We start from the raw sequence: 16,662 nt of genomic DNA, 5'->3' as shown, positions 1-16,662 counted from the left end.
TCTCACGCGGTGATGAAGTGGCACTGCGCCGCGCGCCGCTGCCCGTTCACGTAGAACCGCGCGCACGCCTTGCCGTACGCGGGGAGCCGCTGCCCTGCGACCCGCCGCAGCGGATCGCCCTTGCACTCGGTGTGCGTCGCTCCGCGTGAGGTCCGGTAGATCCGGTTCGCGGTGTCCGCGTAGGTGAAGTCGATCCTCCAGTTGCAGAAGCTGGAGAAGGTCGCGGCGAGGCCGACGCAGTCCACCCCCGCCAGCTGGCGGCTGATCCGCTTGCCGGTGCCCTTGATCGAGTGCGTCAGGAAGCAGCCGGTCGGGACGGTCACGCCGACCCCGTGCAGGTCGTAGCTGAACGTCGCGAGCGGCGACGTCCCGGTGGCACTGGCGTGCGCCGCCCCGCCGCCGAGGGTCATGGCCGCGGCGAACGCGGCCGCGCATCCCGCCGTCGAGAGGAGTCGGACGGCGTTCCGGAGTGTGGGCACAACGAGTTCCCGGTGGGTCGATGGCTCCGGAGCCGCTGCGTCCGGATGGGGACCGATCGACAAGATCGCAGCCGGGACGGCGGGCACGGGCCGCCGGATCGTTCTTGCGCGGGAAGGATCACCTGCGGGTGCTACGCGCCGGACGGGCGTTGACCCGCGGGAGCAGCCGCGCCGCGACGCCCGGGTCACTCCTCCCGGAAGTCGCTGGCCGCCACCCGCAGAGGGCGCAGGATCGCGAAGAGTTCCGCGCACTCCTCCGCGTCGTACGCGCTCAGGCCGAAGTCCATCGCCATCAGGTCCGCGGTCGCCGCGTCGACGACCTCGCGGCCCTTCTCGGTGATCGTGGCGAGGGTGCCGCGGCCGTCGTTGGGGTTCGGGCGCTTGGCGACCAGGCCCGATCTGACCAGGCGGTCGACGGTGTTCGTCACCGACGTGGGGTGCACCATCAGGCGCTCGCCGATCTTCGACATCGGGAGTTCGCCCGCCTTGGAGAAGGTGAGCAGCACCAGCGCCTCGTACCGCGCGAACGTCAGCCCGTACGGCTTCACCACCGCGTCGACCTCGGCCAGCAGGATCTGCTGCGCGCGCATGATCGAGGTGATGGCCGCCATGGACGGCACGTTCCCCCAGCGCCGTTTCCAGAGTTCGTCGGCGCGGGCGATGGGGTCGAAGGGGAGACTGAGCGGTTTCGGCACGGCATCACACCTTACCCGCCGGTCACATGCCGGTCAGCCCCGTCTCGCCCTTCGGTCGGGTGCGCACCGCCTCCCGGGCCAGCAGCAGGCTGCTGACGGTGCCGAGCACCCCCGCGCCGGCCACCGTCGCCGTCACCCCGGCGAACTCGGCGGCCACTCCCGCCAGGGCCATGCCCGCGCCCTGGATGGTCATCAGCCCCGCCGTGAGCACGGTCATCGCCCGGCCGCGCAGTTCGTCGGGGACGGCCCGCACGAACCACTGGTCGAGGCCGAGCGTGTAGGCGCTCCCGGCGCCCGCGACCACCAGCAGGAGCAGGGAGACGGCGAGCCCCGGGCGCAGCGCGAAGCCGAGGTAGGGCAGGAGGGTGGCGCAGACCAGCGGGAGGGCGACGCGTTCGCGGGCGGCGGGGCGCAGCCTGGCGCCCGCGAACAGTTCGCCGGCGATGGTGCCGACCGGCAGCGCGCACATCAGCAGGCCGAGTCCGGCGGAGCCGGCGGCGAGGTCGTCGGCGTAGGGCGCGGCGAGGGCCTCCGGGGTGACGGCGAACATCGCGGGCGTCCAGAAGAGGAGGAGCAGGCAGCGGACGCGGCGGTCGGCGAGGACCCGCCGGGTGCCGCTGAGGCCGTCGCGGACCAGGGCGCCCCCGGTGGCGGCGCGGGCGGGCCTCGGCCGGGTGCCGCAGCGCAGCAGCAGGGCCGAGAGGCAGAAGGTGGCGACGGTGACGAGCAGCGCGTGGCGCGGGGCGAGGACGACGAGGAGCAGTCCGCCGAGCCCGTAGCCGATGAGCAGCGCGCTCTGCGAGACGATCCGGAGCAGGGAGCGGCCGAGGACGAAGAGGTCACCGTCGCCGAGGATGTCGGCGAGGGTGGCCATCCGGGTGCCCTGGAACACGGGTGAGACGACGGCGACCCCGCAGCGCAGCGCGAGCAGGACGGCGACGTGGGTGCCGGTCACCGTCATCAGGGCGACGCAGCCCGCGCAGAGCAGGTCGCAGACCACCAGCACCCGGCGGGCCGGGAACCGGTCGGCGACCCCGGCGAGCAGGGTGCCGCCGATCAGGTAGGGCAGGAAGCCGAGGGCGAAGGTGAGGGCGCTCAGCAGGGGTGATCCGGTGAGGTCGTAGACCAGGACGGAGAGCGCGATCTCGCTGACGACGACACCCAGCAGGGAGAGCGCGTGGGCGGCGAAGACGGCGCGGAACTCGGGGACGGCGAAGACCCGGCCGTAGCCGGCGGTCCGGCCGGGGTCTGTGGTCGGGGTGGGGAGTGCTGCCATGGGCACGAGCCTGGGTCGCGGCGGTACGGCATCCTAGGGATTCGGCCCGGGACGAATCTTCGGCCGGACGGCGGTGGTGACGGAGGGGTGCGCGTGCCCGCACGGCTTCATTTCGGTGGCGACGACTTTCTGCGCTGCCGGTTCGCGCTGTCCCCGCTCTGGGAGACGCAGGAGGTGGTGCGGATGCTCAAGCGCCCGGAGCGGCAGGGCTATCACGCACACTGGCTGCGCAGGTCGGCGAGGGTGGCGGCCGGGCTCGACCTGACCGGGCTGTGGCTGCTGATGCCGCAGAAGGGGCACTGCCCCGACTGGCTGTGCCCGCCGCCGCTGGGTCCCGCGGTGACCTTCGAGGAGGAGATCGCGGCGGTGCGGGCGACCGACCCCGAGCAGGCCCGCGAGGACACCGCGAAGTCGCTCGCCTGCACGCCGGGGGCGACGGAGTCGGCGCGGGGGCGGCGGTGGCTGCGGGACCCGGCGGGGATGGTCAGGGAGCTGACCGAGCTGATGGAGACCGCCTGGCGGGCGCTGATCGCGCCGGACTGGCCCCGGCTGCGCACCCTGCTCGAGGCCGATGTGGCGTTCCACTCGCGGCGGCTGGCGGAGGTGGGCCTCGGCGGGCTGCTGCCGGAGATGAACCGGCGGTTCGGCTGGCGGGAGGGGACGCTCACGGTGGACATGCGGCTCGAACACGACCGGCACCTGGACGGGCAGGGCCTGGTCCTGATGCCGAGCGTCTTCGTCTGGCCTGACGTCATCAGCACCTTCGAGCCGCCCTGGCAGCCGACGGTGGTCTATCCGGCCCGGGGCATCGGCGGCCTGTGGTCGGGGCCCGCCGACCGGGCGCCCGACGTCCTGGTGCGGCTGCTCGGCCGGGGCCGGGCGGCGGTGCTCGCCGCCCTCGACGAGCCCGCGGGCACCGCGGCGCTGGCCCGCAGGCTGGGGCTCGCGCCGTCGTCGGTCTCGGCGCATCTGACGCTGCTGCGGGACGCCGGGCTGCTCACCGCCCGCCGCTACGGCCACCAGGTCCTCTACGAGCGGACCCCGCTGGGCATCGCGCTGGCCTCGGGGGACGGCTGACCCGCACGCTTCATGTCGGTTCCGTACCGATAGATAACGCTGTGCAACGATTGCCGGACATATTCTCTTCGACGGCTTCTGACGGCCCTTCGGTGGCCTTGCTCGACGGCCTTCGCCCGGTCGGCCCGTCACCGTCGTCACCCTCGCGCAAGGGAGCGGCATGTCCCGGCTGATCCACACCCTCGCCACCCTCACGGCCCTCGGGCTCACGGCGGGCTGTTCGTCCGCGCCCGGCGGCGACGAGGCGACCGTCGCCGCCTCCTCGAAGGCGCGCGCCACGGTCTCCTCGGACTTCTGGGTCGACCCGGCGGGCTCCGCCGCCGAGCAGATCAGGATCTGGCAGCAGCAGGGCCGGCACCAGGACGCCGAACTCCTCGGCCGGATCGCGAAGGAGCCGGTCGCGATGTGGCCGGCCGGCGAGATCGACCCGGGCCCGCTGGTGCGGGCGGCGACCGCGTCGGCCGGGCACGAGGGCCGCACGGCGCTGTTCGTGGCGTACGACATCCCGCACCGGGACTGCGGCCAGCACTCGGCGGGCGGCGCGGCCGACGCGGACGCCTACCGGGCCTGGATCGGGAAGTTCGCGCAGGCGCTCGGCGACGGCAAGGCCCTGGTGGTCCTGGAGCCCGACGCGATCGCGCACATCGCGGACGGCTGCACCCCGGCCGAGTACCACCAGGAGCGCGAGCAGCTGCTCGGCGAGGCCATCACGCGGCTGAAGCAGCAGCCGGGCACCAAGGTCTACCTGGACGCCGGGAACCCGTCCTGGATCAAGGAGCCGCAGAAACTCGTCGAACCGCTCAAGCGGGCGGGCGTCGAGCGGGCCGACGGGTTCTCGCTGAACGTCTCCAACTTCCAGACCGACGCGCGGACCACCGCGTACGGGCTCGAACTCTCCCGCGCCCTGGGCGGCAAGCACTTCGTCGTCGACACCAGCCGCAACGGCAACGGGCCGATGGAGGGCGTCTGGTGCAACCCGCCCGGCCGGGCCCTGGGCACCCGCCCGACGACCGACACCGGCACGGCGGGCCTGGACGCCTATCTGTGGATCAAGCGGCCCGGCGAGTCGGACGGCACCTGCGAGGGCGGTCCGAACGCCGGGCAGTGGTGGCCGGAGTACGCCCTGGAGCTGGCCCGCAACTCCAAGGCGTGAGGCCGGGGTTCACTTCACCTGGATCCACTTCGCCTCGGACGGGGTGCCCTGGCCGTCCGTCACGAACAGCATGTACCAGCCGGGCGGCACCAGGGCCCGGTCCTTGGGGACCTCCACGGTCACCGAACGGGCGTCCTTGGTCAGCCCGAGCGCGATGGAGCGCTGCTCGACGTCCGTGGTGTGGGTGACCGCGCTCGGCCGCATCAGCCGCGCCTTGACGACCCGCTCGGGGTGGTCGGTGCGGTAGGTCGCCCGGTGGTCCTCGCCCAGCTCCCGCGGGCCGTCGGCGAGGACCGGCCGCGCGGCGCCGTTCTTGTGCAGGGCGGGCGGGGTGTACACCTCCATGCGCTGCTCGAAGTGGCCGAGCTTGGTGTTCTGCTGGTCGTCGAAGAGCGGGTCGGAGCCGAAGGTGGCGACCCGGCCGTCGGGCAGCAGCAGCGCCTCGGAGTGGTAGTTGCGGCCCACCATCGGGTCGGCCGCCGCCCGGAAGGCGTTGGCCTTGGGGTCGTAGAACTGCGCCTTGAAGATGTTGCTCGCGCTGCGCCCGCGGTAGTCGAACGAGCCGTTGCTGGTGAACACCGAGTCGTCCGGCATGATCACGCTGTTCAGGTAGCGGGTGCCCTGGGGCAGGTCGGGGCCGTCCTTGAAGGCGGGGTTGTCCTTCTTCAGGTCGACGACCGCGGTGCGCGGGGTGGACTTCTTGGACTCGCCGACCCCGCCGCCGCCCATGATCATCACCTTCTGGTCCTGCGCGGGCGGCAGCAGCAGCGAGGCCGACGTCTCCGTCTGGGCGGGGTCGCGCAGCCCTGGCACCTTGGTGAAGGTGTTGGTCTTCAGGTCCCACAGGCCCGGTTCACGGCCCTGTTCGGCGGGCCCGTAGCCGGCGTTGGACGCCGGGTAGAACAGCTTGCCGCCCTTGGTGAGGAAGAGCGCCGGGTAGGTCGGGAAGTACCGCTTGGGTCCCGGCGACCACTTCTTGGTCCTCGGGTCGTAGATCTCGTTGTCGCCCGGGTCGATCACCCCGACGTCGTCGAGTCCGGAGACGGCGAGGACCCGGCCGTCGTCGAGACCGACCAGGGTCGGGTACCAGCGGGCCTTCTGCATCGGGTCGACCGGGACGTACCGTTCCGCCTTCGGGTCGAACTCGTAGGCGGCGCGGATGCCCTGGAAGTCCTGCTTGTCGAGGGTGATCTTCTCGCTGAGGCCGTAGGTGTTGTCGGCGTCCTCGCCCTTCAGGCCCTCGATGTCGTACTGGGCCTGCTTGTCGGTGGCCGACAGCGGCCCCTTCTCGGCGGCCTCGACGAAGACCCGCACCTCGCTCGCGGTGACCTGGGTCCGCCAGGGCTGCATCGCGCCGCGGCCGTCGTAGCTGACCTTGAAGGAGCGCTTCGCCTTGGGGACGGTGACGTCGAACCTGCTGACGTACTCGACGCCCGCGGGCGAGCGGAACCGGGTGCCCTTCTTCAGGAACATCGCCTTGTCGGGGTTCTCGTTCTTGACCCGCATGCCGCCGCCCGCCCGGCGCACCTCGCCGTCGAGCTGCTCGTAGCGCGCGGTGCCGCCGGCCACCAGCATGCGGCCGTCGGGGAGCTGGGCGTGCCCCGAGCAGAAGAAGTCGTCCGGGGTGGGGATCTTCTTGAAGGTGTTGGCCTTGGGGTCCCACAGGACGGTGTCGAAGGAGCCCTTGTCGAACTTCTTCTGCTCGTTGCCCGAGCCGGCCACGATGAGGACCTTGCCGGTGTGCAGGAGCGCCGCGTGGATGGCGTTGGTGCGGTACTTCTCCGGGATGTCGAGCTGCGCCCAGGAGCCGTACTTCGCCTGGTACCCGGGCCGGGATATCTCCCACGCGTGGTACTTCTCCCCGACGAAGTCGAGGGCGGCCGGCGCGTTGAGTCCGGCCAGGACGACTATGCCGCCGATGCCGAGGACGGTCTTCTTGGTGGAGCGTGACTGTCGGATGGCCATGGCCTAGTTACCTCCTGTCGAGGAGCTGGAGACCGGGGCGCCGGCCGCCAGGACGGGTTCGGCGCTCTCCCTCGGCCGGGTGGCGCGGGGCAGCGGCTGCCGCTGCCGGCGCTCCCGGAGCAGCGTGGAGCACCACACCCCGACCGGTGCCAGGGATATCGCCATGGCGAGGACGGCCCAGGTCCGCATGGCCGCGTGGGTGTGGTCGAGGACGACGGAGGCGGCGAGGGAGGCCGCGAGCAGGGTCGCCCAGAAGAGGTGGATGCGGAAGGTGAGGACCCGGTCGGCGCTGCTGTCGCCGCCCTTGGGGGTCACCACGAACCGGCTGGGGCGGCGGATCAGCGCTTCGCCGAGCGACTTGAGGTAGATGGGCGCGGAGAGCGCGGACATCGCCATGCCGGCCAGACCGCCGGAGCCCTCGGGTTCGTGCGGGGAGACGTTGTGCCTGCGGTTCCACAGGTAGAGGCCGACCTGGAGGGCCGCCGCGTCGCTGTAGAGCATCAGCCAGACGGAGGCGGAGACCTGGGTGCCGGAGGCCCCGAACCACATGAAGAGCACGCAGCTGAGGATGCCGAGCAGCCAGTTGACGGCCGTCATGGGGTAGTAGACGAGCATCATCGTGTACGAGAACAGCCGGCCGGGCGGCATCGTGAACGGTGCCTTCCAGTACTGCTTGAGCAGGGTCTCGTAGGTGCCGCGCGACCAGCGCATCTGCTGGGTGAAGAAGTCGGTCCAGGAGGCCGGGCCCTCGCCCACCGCGAGGACGTCGGGGGTGTAGACGGACCGCCAGTGGCGGCCGGTGGCGGGGTTGCGGCGGCGGTGGATCTCGAAGCCGGTCGCCATGTCCTCGGTGATCGAGTCGTACAGGCCGCCGATCTGCTTGACGGCGGAGATCCGCACGACGTTGTTGGTGCCGACGAACATCGGCGCGCGGTAGCGGTTGCCCGCCCGCTGGATCAGCGCGTGGAAGAGGAACTGCTGCGACTCCGCGGCCTTGGTGACGGGGTTGGCGTAGTTGCCGTACACCTGCGGGCCGACGACGAAGGCGACGTCCGGGTCCCGGAAGTAGCCCATCATCCGTTCGAGGAAGTTCGGGCCGGGGACGTGGTCGGTGTCGACGGAGGCGAAGAAGTCGTACGCGTCGCCGTGCATGGCGATCCACGCGTTGTAGTTGCCGTGCTTGGTGCGGGCCTTGTGGACGCCCTTGGGGCGGTTCCACTCCGGGACGCCGTGGCGGGTGAAGTGGCGTACGCCCAGTTCGGCGCAGAGCGCCTTGGCCTGCTCGTCGTCGCCCTCGTCGAGGAGCCAGACGTCGAGGAGGCCGGGGTGGGTGATCCGCACCGCGCCCTCCAGGGTCGCGCGGACCATCGCGAGGGGTTCCTTGCCGGGGACGTACGTCGTCAGGAAGGCGACGCGGGTGCCGGGTTCGGGGACGACCGGGACGGGGTCGTGGGCGACCAGGGTGGCGTGGGCGACGGAGGCCACGTTGACCACCATGAACAGCTCGATCAGGCCGATGGCTATGAGCATCGTGGTGTCGAGGCCGATCAGCCACTCCTCGCCGCCCTCGCGCTCCACCCAGTGGGTGGGCCAGACCAGGTAGACGAGCAGGATCCCGGTGAGCACCGGGGCCAGGCTCATCAGCAGGACGGCGCGTATTCGGTGGGGCTCGCGGGAGAGGAGAGAGGTGTACCGCACCCGGTAGGGGCCGGCCGGCGGCTCGGTGAGCGGTCCGGCCAGTCGGCTGTGGGTGTCGTAGTCGTAGCCCTCGTCAGGCTGCCGCACGGGGCCCTCCAGTGATCGAACAGTGATCCCGATAACCTCACCAAAGTGGAGATATGGGGACATGTCGACTTGGAGCGGCCAGGTGGGCGTCATCCGAATCGGCTACGGGCACCGCACGCGCCGCCGCGACCGGAGCGCGGGGCGCCGTGAAGTGCCCGTAGAGGAGAGGGAGTTGAGGTAAGCGGGCCTAACCGTCGGCGAGGTGGCGTTCCACCGTGGCCACCTTGGAGGTGAGGCCGTCGGTCACCCCTGGGCGGATGTCCGCCTTGAGGACCAGCGAGACCCGGGGAGCGCGCGCCTCGACGGCGGCCACCGCGCGCCTGACGACGTCCATGACCTCGTCCCACTCGCCCTCGATCGAGGTGAACATGGCGTCGGTGCGGTGCGGCAGCCCGGACGCGCGGACCACCCTGACCGCGTCGGCGACGTACTCCCCCACGTCCTCGCCGACGCCGAGCGGCGTCACGGAGAAGGCGACGATCATGCGCCGACCACCCCTTCCCTGCGGGCGCGGGAGGCGATGACCTCGTCCTCGGCGGCGCGCTTGAGCCGGCGCTCGGCGAAGAAGCCGCCGGTCGGCAGGACCGAGAGGACGAAGTAGAGCGCGGCGGTGCCCAGGCTCCACTTGGCGCGGTTCCAGGCGTCCGCCCAGAAGATCACGTAGAGGACGAAGAGGATGCCGTGGACCGCGCCCATGACCGGGACCGCGTTGAAGTCGGTGGTCCGCTTCAGCACCGAGCAGACCAGCAGCAGCAGGAAGGAGACCGCCTCGGGCGCGGAGACGAGGCGGAGACGGCGGAGGGCGGAGGCGGTCTTGAGGTCCACGGGTCACCTTCGGTGGTCGGTGGGATGACGCCGGCGGGTGCGGAAGCCGCGCCGACGCGTTTGTGAACGCGGGCACAAACGTCGTCCCATTGTGACAAACGTGGGGGACGGGGCGGCGGCGGGGGTTACCTTCGCTGGGTGGCGATGTTCCGACTCCAGGGCAGCAAGGTGCTCGCCGTCGACATGACCGGGGACGCCGTGAAGGCGAAGAACGGCTCGATGGTCGCGTACGACGGGCAGATGACGTTCAAGAAGCTGAGCGGCGGTGGTGAGGGGATCCGGGGGATGGTGACCCGGCGGATCACCGGCGAGCAGATGACGGTGATGGAGGTGAAGGGGCACGGCACCTGCTGGTTCGCCGACCGTGCCGCGGAGATCAACCTCGTCGGACTCCAGGGCGACAAGCTCTACGTGGAGTCGAGCAACCTGCTGGTGACCGACGCCGGGCTCAGGACCGGCACCACGTTCACCGGGCTGCGCGGCGCCTCCCAGGGCAACGGCCTCTTCACGACGACGGTGGAGGGGCACGGGCAGGCGGCGATCCTCTCCGACGGCCCCGCCGTGGTGCTGCGGGTCAGCCCGCAGTACCCGCTGACCGTCGACCCCGGCGCCTACATCGCCCACCAGGGCGGCGGGCTGCGGCAGTCCTTCCAGTCCGGTGTGACCTTCCGCACCTTCCTCGGCGAGGGCGGCGGCGAGGCCTTCCAGATCCGGTTCGAGGGCGAGGGCCTGGTGTACGTCCAGCCGAGCGAGCGCGAGACGATCGCGGGGGATGTGTGAGATGGGCTTCCGTGAGATCAACTCCAAGATGGTCGAGGCCGCCCTCCAGCCGGGACAGCGGCTGTACAGCCAGCGCGGCGCGATGCTCGCCTACCGGGGCGAGGTGTCGTTCACCCCGAACCTCCAGGGCGGCCAGGGCGGCTTCCTGTCGATGGTCGGGCGCCGGGTGGCCGGTGAGGCGACCCCGCTGATGACCGTCGAGGGCCGCGGCACCGTGCTGTTCGGGCACGGCGGCCACCATGTCCAGGTCATCGAGCTGACCGGCGACACCCTCTACGTGGAGGCGGACCGGCTGCTCGCCTTCGAGGGCACCCTCGAACAGGGCACGATGTTCATGGGCTCGCAGGGCGGGGTGATGGGCATGGTGCGGGGCCAGGTGACCGGGCAGGGCCTGTTCACGACCACCCTGCGGGGGCGGGGCGCGGTGGCCGTGATGGCGCACGGCGGTGTCTTCGAGGTCCCGATCACCCCGCAGCGCCCGGTGCACGTCGACCCGCAGGCGTACGTGGCCCACCACGGCGACGTGCGCAACCGGCTGTCGGCGGCGCTCGGCTGGCGGGAGATGGTGGGGCGGGGGTCGGGCGAGGCGTTCCAACTGGAGCTGAGCGGGAGCGGTGCGGTGTACGTCCAGGCGTCGGAGGAGAAGCTGTGAGCGGGTACCCGGGCACCGGCGGTCCTGTGGTCCTCGACCCGGCGACGCTGCCGGTCGACGACAACGTGAACGACTACACCTTCTGCGTGGAGCTGAAGGGGAGCCAGTGGTTCCTCCAGAAGGGGAAGATGATCGCCTACTACGGGTCGATCGACTTCAACGGCATCGGGCACGGCCGTCTCGACCACCTGGTGCGGACGTCGTTCCATTCGCCGCTGCACGCGAGCGACTGGGTGGTGGCGGAGGGCTCGGGCAAGATGCTCCTCGCCGACCGGGCCTTCGACGTGAACTCGTTCGACCTCGACGACGGCAATCTGACCGTTCGCTCCGGCAATCTGCTCGCTTTCCAGCCAAGTCTGGCGCTCAAGCAGTCGATCGTGCCGGGCTTTCTGACCCTGATCGGAACGGGCAAGTTCGTCGCCGCCTCGAACGGCCCCGTGGTGTTCATGGAACCCCCGATCCGGGTCGACCCGCAGGCGCTGGTCGGCTGGGCCGACTGCCCCTCCCCCTGCCACCACTACGACCACGGCTATCTGACCGGCGTGCTGGGCGGCCTACGTGCGATGACGGGCATCGGCGGGGCCTCCGGCGAGGAGCACCAGTTCGAGTTCGTCGGGGCCGGCACGGTGCTGCTCCAGTCGAGCGAGTCGCTCATGGCGGAGCAGCCGATCGGGGCGCCTCCGCAGCAGGCCGGGGTGCCGGGCGGGCAGGGGCCGCAGACCGGTGGCGCGCCGGGCGCGGGGGCACAGCGCCTTCCCGGACAGCTCGGTGACCTCCAGCGCCGCTTCGGTCTGTGAGCGGTAGTCTGCGGAGTGTGACGTCGAACGCGTGCACGCCGTCACACCGCTCAGGCTAGTTCATCATTCAACATCTTAGGTAGACTTCACTCATGGAGACTGAGACGGCCACGCACTGGCTGACCGACGCGGAGCAGTGCGCCTGGCGCACCCACCTAGAGGTCAACAGGCTGTTGACGTATCAGCTGGAGAAGGACCTCCAGCCGTTCGGCCTGACGATGAACGACTACGAGATCCTCGTGAACCTCTCCGAGTCGGACGACATGCGGATGCGGATGAGCGACCTCGCCGCCGCCACCCTCCAGTCCAAGAGCAGACTCTCGCACCAGATCACCCGGATGGAGAACGCCGACCTGGTCAGGCGCGAGAACTGCGAGTCCGACCGGCGCGGCCTCTTCGCCGTCCTCACCGCGCACGGCCTGGAGACCATGCGGAAGGTCTCGCCCCACCATGTGGCGTCCGTGCGCAGGCACTTCATCGACCTGCTCTCCCCCGACGCCCTCGCGGAACTGGAGAAGGCGCTGAAGCCGATCGCCCAGCACCTGCGCGGCCACCGCGGCCGCCCGTAGCCTCGGGGGCCCGTCCTAGGCCCGGTCGCGCGGCGGCAGCCGCAGTTCGAACAGGGCGCCGCCCGCCGGTGCCTGACGGACGGTGAGGGTGCCGCCGTGGCGGGCGGCGACATCCCGCGCGATGGCGAGCCCGAGTCCGGCCCCGCCGTCGTCCCGGCTGCGCGCGTCGTCCCGCCGCACGAACCGCTCGAAGATCCGCTCCCGTTCGTCCTCGGGCACCCCGTCGCCGTCGTCGGCGACCGCGAGGACCGCGACGTCACCCTCCCGGCGCACCGTGACGGTGATCTCCGCGCGGGCGTGCCTGGCCGCGTTGTCCAGCAGGTTGGCCAGCACCCGCGCCAGTTGCCCGCGCGATCCGGACACCGTGACGGCGTCGGCCGCGGACACCGTCACCCCGGCCCGCCCCGCGGACTGGTCGAGGGCCAGCTCCCCGAGGTCGACCGGGGTGTCGGCGGGCCGCTCCCCCGCGTCGAGCCTGGCCAGCAGCAGCAGGTCGGCGGCGAGCCGCTGGAGCCGCACGGTGTCCTCGACGGCGCCCGGCACGTCCAGCAGCTCGGGGTGCGCCTCGCCGACCTCCAACTGGGTGCGCAGCGAGGCGATCGGGCTGCGCAGTTCGTGGGAGGCGTCGGCGACGAACCGGCGCTGGCGCTCCACCGAGGTCTCCAGCGCGGTCAGCGTCTCGTTGGTGGTGCGGGCCAGCCGGGCGACCTCGTCGTGCGCGTCGGGCACCGGCACCCGGCGGGCGAGGTCCGCGGAGGCGGTGATCGCGGCCAGCTCCCGCCTGATCCCCTCGACCGGCCGCAGCGCCCGCCGGGTGACCAGCCAGGTGACGACCCCGACGACGCAGAGCAGCAGCGGGAACCCGACCAGCATGACGGTCAGCGCGGTCCGTACGGCGCCCTGCTCGGTGGCGAGCGCGGCGCCCGCCCACACGGTGAGCCGCCCCTTGCCCGGCACCTCCACCTGGACGGCGGCGAAGCGGTAGTCGGCCCGCTCGCCGTCGACGGTCGCGGAGCCGTCGGAGCGACCGGCCTCGTCGGCGATCTCGCCGGGTTCGAGGGTGGCGTAGGAGTCGTCGTCACCGCCCGAACCTGCCCTGCCCGAACGGTCGTCGCCACTGTCGTCGCCGTCGTCGTCGCTGTCGTCGCTGTCGTCGCGGCTGCCGCGCTCGTCGCTGCCGCCGCCGTCCGGCGTGGCCGACGGCGACGGGGGCCGGGGGCGGACGGCCGCGCTGCCCGTCCCTGAGACGGCGTCGAGGCCCTCGCTCGCGGCGACCAGGCGGCCGTCCTCGTCGACGACCTGGACCGGCGGCCCGTCGTCGTCGAGGTCGAGCCGGTCGTAGGCGGTGCCCGCGGCGAGGTCGGCGGCCACGTTCCTGGCGGAGCGCTCGGCCTGGGTGTCCGCCTGGTCGAGCAGGTTGCCGCGCAGCGACAGCAGCACGGCGGCCCCGGCCGCGAGCAGGGCCACCGCGACGACCAGGGTGGCGCCGAGGGTGGCCTTCGCCCTGACCGACCCGAGGACCCGGCTCACCGCCCGGTCTCCAGGCGGTACCCGGCGCCGCGCACGGTCCTGATGAGTTCGGCGCGCAGCTTGCGGCGCAGGGTGCTGACGTACACCTCGACGATGTTGGGGTCGCCGTCGTACGCGAAGTCCCAGACGTGCTCCAGGATGTCGGCCTTGGAGACGACCTCGCCGGCCCGCCCCACGAGGTGTTCGAGGACGGCGAACTCCTTCGCCGTGAGGGTCACCTCGTCGTCCCGCAGGAAGACCCGGCGGGCCGCGGTGTCGACCCGCAGATCGCCGAGGACCCGGACCGGGGAGGCGCCCGGGCCCTGCGCGCGGCGGCGCAGCAGCGCCTTCACCCGGGCGACCAGCACGACGTACGAGAACGGTTTGGTGAGGTAGTCGTCGGCGCCGGTGTCCAGGCCCTCGGCCTCGTCGTACTCGCCGTCCTTGGCGGTGAGCATCAGGATCGGCACCTCGTGCCCGGCGGCGCGCAGGGCGGCGCAGACGCGGTAGCCGTTGAGGCCGGGCAGCATGATGTCGAGGATCACGAGGTCGTACGCCCCCTCACAGGCCCGGTGCAGGCCCTCCCGGCCGTCGTGGACGACGTCCACGGCGTACCCCTCGGCGGTCAGCCCCTTGGCGAGCGACAGCGCGAGGCGCTTCTCGTCTTCCACGATCAACAGGCGCATGGGTACAGGGTCGCAAAGGGAACCTGAAGCTCCCTTCAGGAGGTTTCAGGTTCCCCTCAGCCGCGGTCGGCGACGGTGGGTCTCGTCGAGAACGACACCACTCGGGAGGAAAACGCCATGAAGCGCAACATCGTGATCGCGGCCGTGACGACCGTCGCCCTGATCGGGGGCGGCACGGCCACGGCACTCGCGGTGTCGGGGGGCGACGGCGGGTCGGCACGGCAGACGCCCGCCACGGCGGCGGACGACCGCCGGGACCCGTCGCACGGCGACGGCACCGACGACGACACCGTGCGGGTGGTGTCGGCGCGGGTGTCGGCCGCCGACGCGATCGGGGCGGCGCTGGCCCGCACACCGGGCACGGCCGTCTCCGCCGAACTGGACGACGACGACGATCGCCGCGGTGCGACCGTCTGGGACGTCGATGTCCTGGCCGCCGACGGCACCTGGCGCAGCGTCGACGTGGACGCCCGCACCGGCGCGGTGGTGGGCGTCCACGCCGAGGACGAGGACGACACCGCCGAGGTGCGGCGCGCGCTGGCCGGGACGTCGGTGTCGGCGGCCGGGGCGGCCCGCGCGGCGTCGTCCCAGGGGGCCACGGTGACGTCGGTGGAGCTGGACGACGACGGCGCCGACCGGGGCTGGGAGGTGGAGACCCGCACGGCGGCGGGAGCGGAGCGCGACCACCGTGTCGACCTGGACACGGGCAAGGTGACGGCCCGCGCGTCCGATGACGCCGGCGTCGAGGGCCAAGACGGCGACGACAGCGGCCACCACGCGGACGGCGACGACCACGGCCACCACTCCGACGACGACTGAGGACCTTCCCTCCCCCTCACACCCGACCGATCACCTGCCCGGCGGAGCGCGCTCCGCCGGGCGGGCGGCGGGTGGGGCGAGCGGTCAGACGGCGGGCGGGGTGGTCGGTGAGGCTGCCGTGGGGTCGACGGGCGCGGTGACGGGCGCGGTGACCGGCGCGGTGACCGGCTCAGCGTCCGGTGGGGGCGTTCCGTCGGCCGGGTGCCGCCATCCCGCCGGGATGAGGGCCGTCGCCAGCGCCGTGGCGCCCGCGAGGGCGAAGCAGACGCCGGTCGGCAGTTGCTCCAGGAGCCAGCCAGCGACCGCAACGCCGAGCGAACTCCCGGCGTTCACACCGGCGTTGACCCAGGCACCGGCCCGGGTGCGGAAGCGGGGCGGTGCCGACTCGTCGGCGATCAGATAGGCCGTCGTCAGCGCCGGCGCCACGAAGACGCCCGCGCAGGCGACCGCGACGGTGAGGGTGCCGACACCGGGGGCGAGCCCCGCGGCGGCCAGCGTCAGGCCGAGGCCCGCCGCGCAGAACGGGAGCCGGACGCGGGCGGGCGCACGCCAGTCGACGGCGCCGTTCAGCAGGCCGCCGGCCGCGCTGCCCGCCGACAGGGCGGCGAGCACCCAGGCGACGGTGTCGTCCCCGTGGTGCCCCCGGGCGGCCACCGCGACGACGAGGAGGTCGACGACGCTGAGCGAGAGGCCGACGCCCGCCGCGACCAGCACCGGCTGCCGCAGCGTGCGGCCGGGGCCGCCCCGACGGCCGCGCGGACGACGGGACTTGAGCGGCCGCGGGCGCAGCGCGCCGACCGCGGGCGAGCTGACGAAGGCGAGCGTGCCCGCCGCCATCAGGACGGCGCTCAGCAGCACACCGGCGGCCGGCGGGGCGAACGCGACGAGCACGCCGACGACCAACGGGCCGGTGACGTGGACGAGTTCCTCCGCGACCCCGTCCAGGCTGTAGGCACGGCGCAACAGCGCCGGTTCGGGGGCGAGTTCGGACCACATGGAGCGCATCGTGGGACCCAGCGGGGGCGAGCAGGCACCGGTGAGGGCCGCGAGCGCGCCGATGGCGGGGGCGGGGACGCCGGGACGCCAGGTGGCCGCCGCGAGGGCGGTGAGCAGGCCGGCGTAGAGCAGCGCCATGGGGGTCAGGGCGCGGCGCGGGCCGTACCGGTCGACGAGGGAGGCGCGGTAGGGCATCAGGAGCACGGCGCTCACGCCGAACAGCGCCATGACGGTGCCGGCGACGCCGTACGAGCCGGTGGCCCGGGTCGCGGCGAGGATCACGGAGACGGAGACCACGCCGTAGCAGAGCCGCCCGACGAGGGCGGCGCCGAAGGTACGGCGGGCATGGGCAACACGGAGAACGGCCGCATAGGACGGCCGCGAGGAGGATGCGGACACGCGAGAGGTTCCTCAACGAGAGGCGACGAGGGGACACCGAGGTCCCGCGACGGCGGCTCGAAGCGGCGGTCGCGGGCATGGGCGGGCCCTATGCCAGGAGAAGGAACACGCGGTCAACGTAGCAGCGCCCGCTGGGGAGTCTCCACCCTTTTCCCGGAGGGACGCGTCGGCGGCGCGGAGATCGGCCCCGGCCGGTCCGC

General features: G+C 72.5%; 17 protein-coding genes. 7 read left to right on the top strand and 10 right to left on the bottom strand.

Annotated elements, in window-relative coordinates; translation table 11 throughout:
* Positions 1–2: 2 nt before the first annotated feature.
* From DDJ31_RS26240 to DDJ31_RS26230, 3 genes are all read right to left on the bottom strand, one after another.
* A complete protein-coding gene (locus DDJ31_RS26240) occupies positions 3–479 on the bottom strand; it encodes a hypothetical protein (protein WP_127177920.1) in 477 nt (158 codons plus the stop codon).
* Between the two features lie 185 nt (positions 480–664).
* Positions 665–1,174, bottom strand: coding sequence for a MarR family winged helix-turn-helix transcriptional regulator (locus DDJ31_RS26235; RefSeq protein ID WP_127177921.1), 510 nt, complete (start codon positions 1,172–1,174; stop codon positions 665–667).
* Between the two features lie 22 nt (positions 1,175–1,196).
* Complete coding sequence (locus DDJ31_RS26230; protein ID WP_127177922.1) at positions 1,197–2,450, bottom strand: MFS transporter; 1,254 nt, start codon at positions 2,448–2,450, stop codon at positions 1,197–1,199.
* A gap of 93 nt (positions 2,451–2,543) precedes the next feature.
* On the opposite strand from DDJ31_RS26230, the gene DDJ31_RS26225 reads away from it, so the two are divergent.
* Complete coding sequence (locus DDJ31_RS26225) at positions 2,544–3,527, top strand: ArsR/SmtB family transcription factor (RefSeq protein ID WP_127177923.1); 984 nt, start codon at positions 2,544–2,546, stop codon at positions 3,525–3,527.
* Between the two features lie 160 nt (positions 3,528–3,687).
* The gene (locus DDJ31_RS26220; protein ID WP_127177924.1) at positions 3,688–4,680 is read left to right on the top strand and encodes a glycoside hydrolase family 6 protein; all 993 of its coding nucleotides are present in this window, start codon (positions 3,688–3,690) and stop codon (positions 4,678–4,680) included.
* Between the two features lie 9 nt (positions 4,681–4,689).
* On the opposite strand, the gene DDJ31_RS26215 is transcribed toward DDJ31_RS26220, so the two are convergent.
* From DDJ31_RS26215 to DDJ31_RS26200, 4 genes are all read right to left on the bottom strand, one after another.
* Positions 4,690–6,645 carry a kelch motif-containing protein gene (locus tag DDJ31_RS26215; protein WP_127177925.1) on the bottom strand — a complete coding sequence of 652 codons (1,956 nt, stop codon included), beginning with the start codon at positions 6,643–6,645 and terminating at the stop codon, positions 4,690–4,692.
* A 3-nt stretch (positions 6,646–6,648) separates the two neighbouring features.
* A complete protein-coding gene (locus DDJ31_RS26210; protein ID WP_127177926.1) occupies positions 6,649–8,493 on the bottom strand; it encodes a glycosyltransferase family 2 protein in 1,845 nt (614 codons plus the stop codon).
* Positions 8,494–8,617: 124 nt separating this feature from the next.
* Entirely contained in the window at positions 8,618–8,914 is a 297-nt protein-coding gene (locus DDJ31_RS26205) for an MTH1187 family thiamine-binding protein (RefSeq protein ID WP_127177927.1), read from the bottom strand.
* Positions 8,911–9,255, bottom strand: a complete 345-nt coding sequence (locus DDJ31_RS26200; RefSeq protein WP_127177928.1) for a DUF3817 domain-containing protein — start codon at positions 9,253–9,255, stop codon at positions 8,911–8,913. The genes DDJ31_RS26205 and DDJ31_RS26200 overlap by 4 nt, the downstream gene beginning before the upstream one ends.
* A gap of 144 nt (positions 9,256–9,399) precedes the next feature.
* On the opposite strand from DDJ31_RS26200, the gene DDJ31_RS26195 reads away from it, so the two are divergent.
* The 4 genes from DDJ31_RS26195 (at position 9,400) to DDJ31_RS26180 (ending at position 12,053) form a co-directional block, all read left to right on the top strand.
* Positions 9,400–10,035 (top strand): AIM24 family protein, encoded by a 636-nt coding sequence (locus DDJ31_RS26195; RefSeq protein ID WP_127182594.1) that lies wholly within the window; start codon positions 9,400–9,402, stop codon positions 10,033–10,035.
* Position 10,036: 1 nt separating this feature from the next.
* A complete protein-coding gene (locus DDJ31_RS26190) occupies positions 10,037–10,687 on the top strand; it encodes an AIM24 family protein (RefSeq protein ID WP_127177929.1) in 651 nt (216 codons plus the stop codon).
* Positions 10,684–11,484: an AIM24 family protein gene (locus tag DDJ31_RS26185; protein WP_127177930.1), complete on the top strand. Its 801-nt coding sequence runs from the start codon at positions 10,684–10,686 to the stop codon at positions 11,482–11,484. Before DDJ31_RS26190 ends, DDJ31_RS26185 begins: the two co-directional genes overlap by 4 nt.
* Positions 11,485–11,576: 92 nt before the next feature.
* Positions 11,577–12,053 (top strand): MarR family winged helix-turn-helix transcriptional regulator, encoded by a 477-nt coding sequence (locus DDJ31_RS26180; protein WP_127177931.1) that lies wholly within the window; start codon positions 11,577–11,579, stop codon positions 12,051–12,053.
* Positions 12,054–12,068: 15 nt separating this feature from the next.
* Here DDJ31_RS26180 and DDJ31_RS26175 read toward each other — a convergent pair whose 3' ends face one another.
* Together DDJ31_RS26175 and DDJ31_RS26170 are read right to left on the bottom strand one after the other, a co-directional pair.
* On the bottom strand, positions 12,069–13,583 hold the full coding sequence (locus tag DDJ31_RS26175) for a sensor histidine kinase (protein WP_127177932.1): 1,515 nt from the start codon (positions 13,581–13,583) through the stop codon (positions 12,069–12,071).
* Positions 13,580–14,248, bottom strand: coding sequence for a response regulator transcription factor (locus tag DDJ31_RS26170; protein WP_127177933.1), 669 nt, complete (start codon positions 14,246–14,248; stop codon positions 13,580–13,582). The genes DDJ31_RS26175 and DDJ31_RS26170 overlap by 4 nt, the downstream gene beginning before the upstream one ends.
* A 117-nt stretch (positions 14,249–14,365) precedes the next feature.
* Between DDJ31_RS26170 and DDJ31_RS26165 the strand changes: the two genes are divergently transcribed.
* Positions 14,366–15,067, top strand: a complete 702-nt coding sequence (locus DDJ31_RS26165) for a PepSY domain-containing protein (protein ID WP_127177934.1) — start codon at positions 14,366–14,368, stop codon at positions 15,065–15,067.
* 84 nt (positions 15,068–15,151) lie between these two features.
* Here DDJ31_RS26165 and DDJ31_RS26160 read toward each other — a convergent pair whose 3' ends face one another.
* Positions 15,152–16,462 carry an MFS transporter gene (locus DDJ31_RS26160; RefSeq protein WP_127177935.1) on the bottom strand — a complete coding sequence of 437 codons (1,311 nt, stop codon included), beginning with the start codon at positions 16,460–16,462 and terminating at the stop codon, positions 15,152–15,154.
* Positions 16,463–16,662 lie beyond the last annotated feature (200 nt).

The sequence above is a fragment of the Streptomyces griseoviridis genome (assembly GCF_005222485.1).
Lineage (GTDB): Bacteria > Actinomycetota > Actinomycetes > Streptomycetales > Streptomycetaceae > Streptomyces > Streptomyces hintoniae.
Note: the sequence above shows the minus strand (reverse complement) of the source record. Positions and strands in the feature narration are given on the sequence as shown.

What these genes read in the sequence shown, in the direction of transcription:
- DDJ31_RS26230 (WP_127177922.1), bottom strand. Translation starts at nt 2,450, where the DNA reads ATGGCAGCACTCCCCACCCCGACCACAGACCCCGGCCGGACCGCCGGC.
- DDJ31_RS26170 (WP_127177933.1), bottom strand. Translation starts at nt 14,248, where the DNA reads ATGCGCCTGTTGATCGTGGAAGACGAGAAGCGCCTCGCGCTGTCGCTC.
- DDJ31_RS26215 (WP_127177925.1), bottom strand. Translation starts at nt 6,645, where the DNA reads ATGGCCATCCGACAGTCACGCTCCACCAAGAAGACCGTCCTCGGCATC.
- DDJ31_RS26205 (WP_127177927.1), bottom strand. Translation starts at nt 8,914, where the DNA reads ATGATCGTCGCCTTCTCCGTGACGCCGCTCGGCGTCGGCGAGGACGTG.
- DDJ31_RS26195 (WP_127182594.1), top strand. Translation starts at nt 9,400, where the DNA reads ATGTTCCGACTCCAGGGCAGCAAGGTGCTCGCCGTCGACATGACCGGG.
- DDJ31_RS26210 (WP_127177926.1), bottom strand. Translation starts at nt 8,493, where the DNA reads ATGTCCCCATATCTCCACTTTGGTGAGGTTATCGGGATCACTGTTCGA.
- DDJ31_RS26180 (WP_127177931.1), top strand. Translation starts at nt 11,577, where the DNA reads ATGGAGACTGAGACGGCCACGCACTGGCTGACCGACGCGGAGCAGTGC.
- DDJ31_RS26220 (WP_127177924.1), top strand. Translation starts at nt 3,688, where the DNA reads ATGTCCCGGCTGATCCACACCCTCGCCACCCTCACGGCCCTCGGGCTC.
- DDJ31_RS26190 (WP_127177929.1), top strand. Translation starts at nt 10,037, where the DNA reads ATGGGCTTCCGTGAGATCAACTCCAAGATGGTCGAGGCCGCCCTCCAG.
- DDJ31_RS26165 (WP_127177934.1), top strand. Translation starts at nt 14,366, where the DNA reads ATGAAGCGCAACATCGTGATCGCGGCCGTGACGACCGTCGCCCTGATC.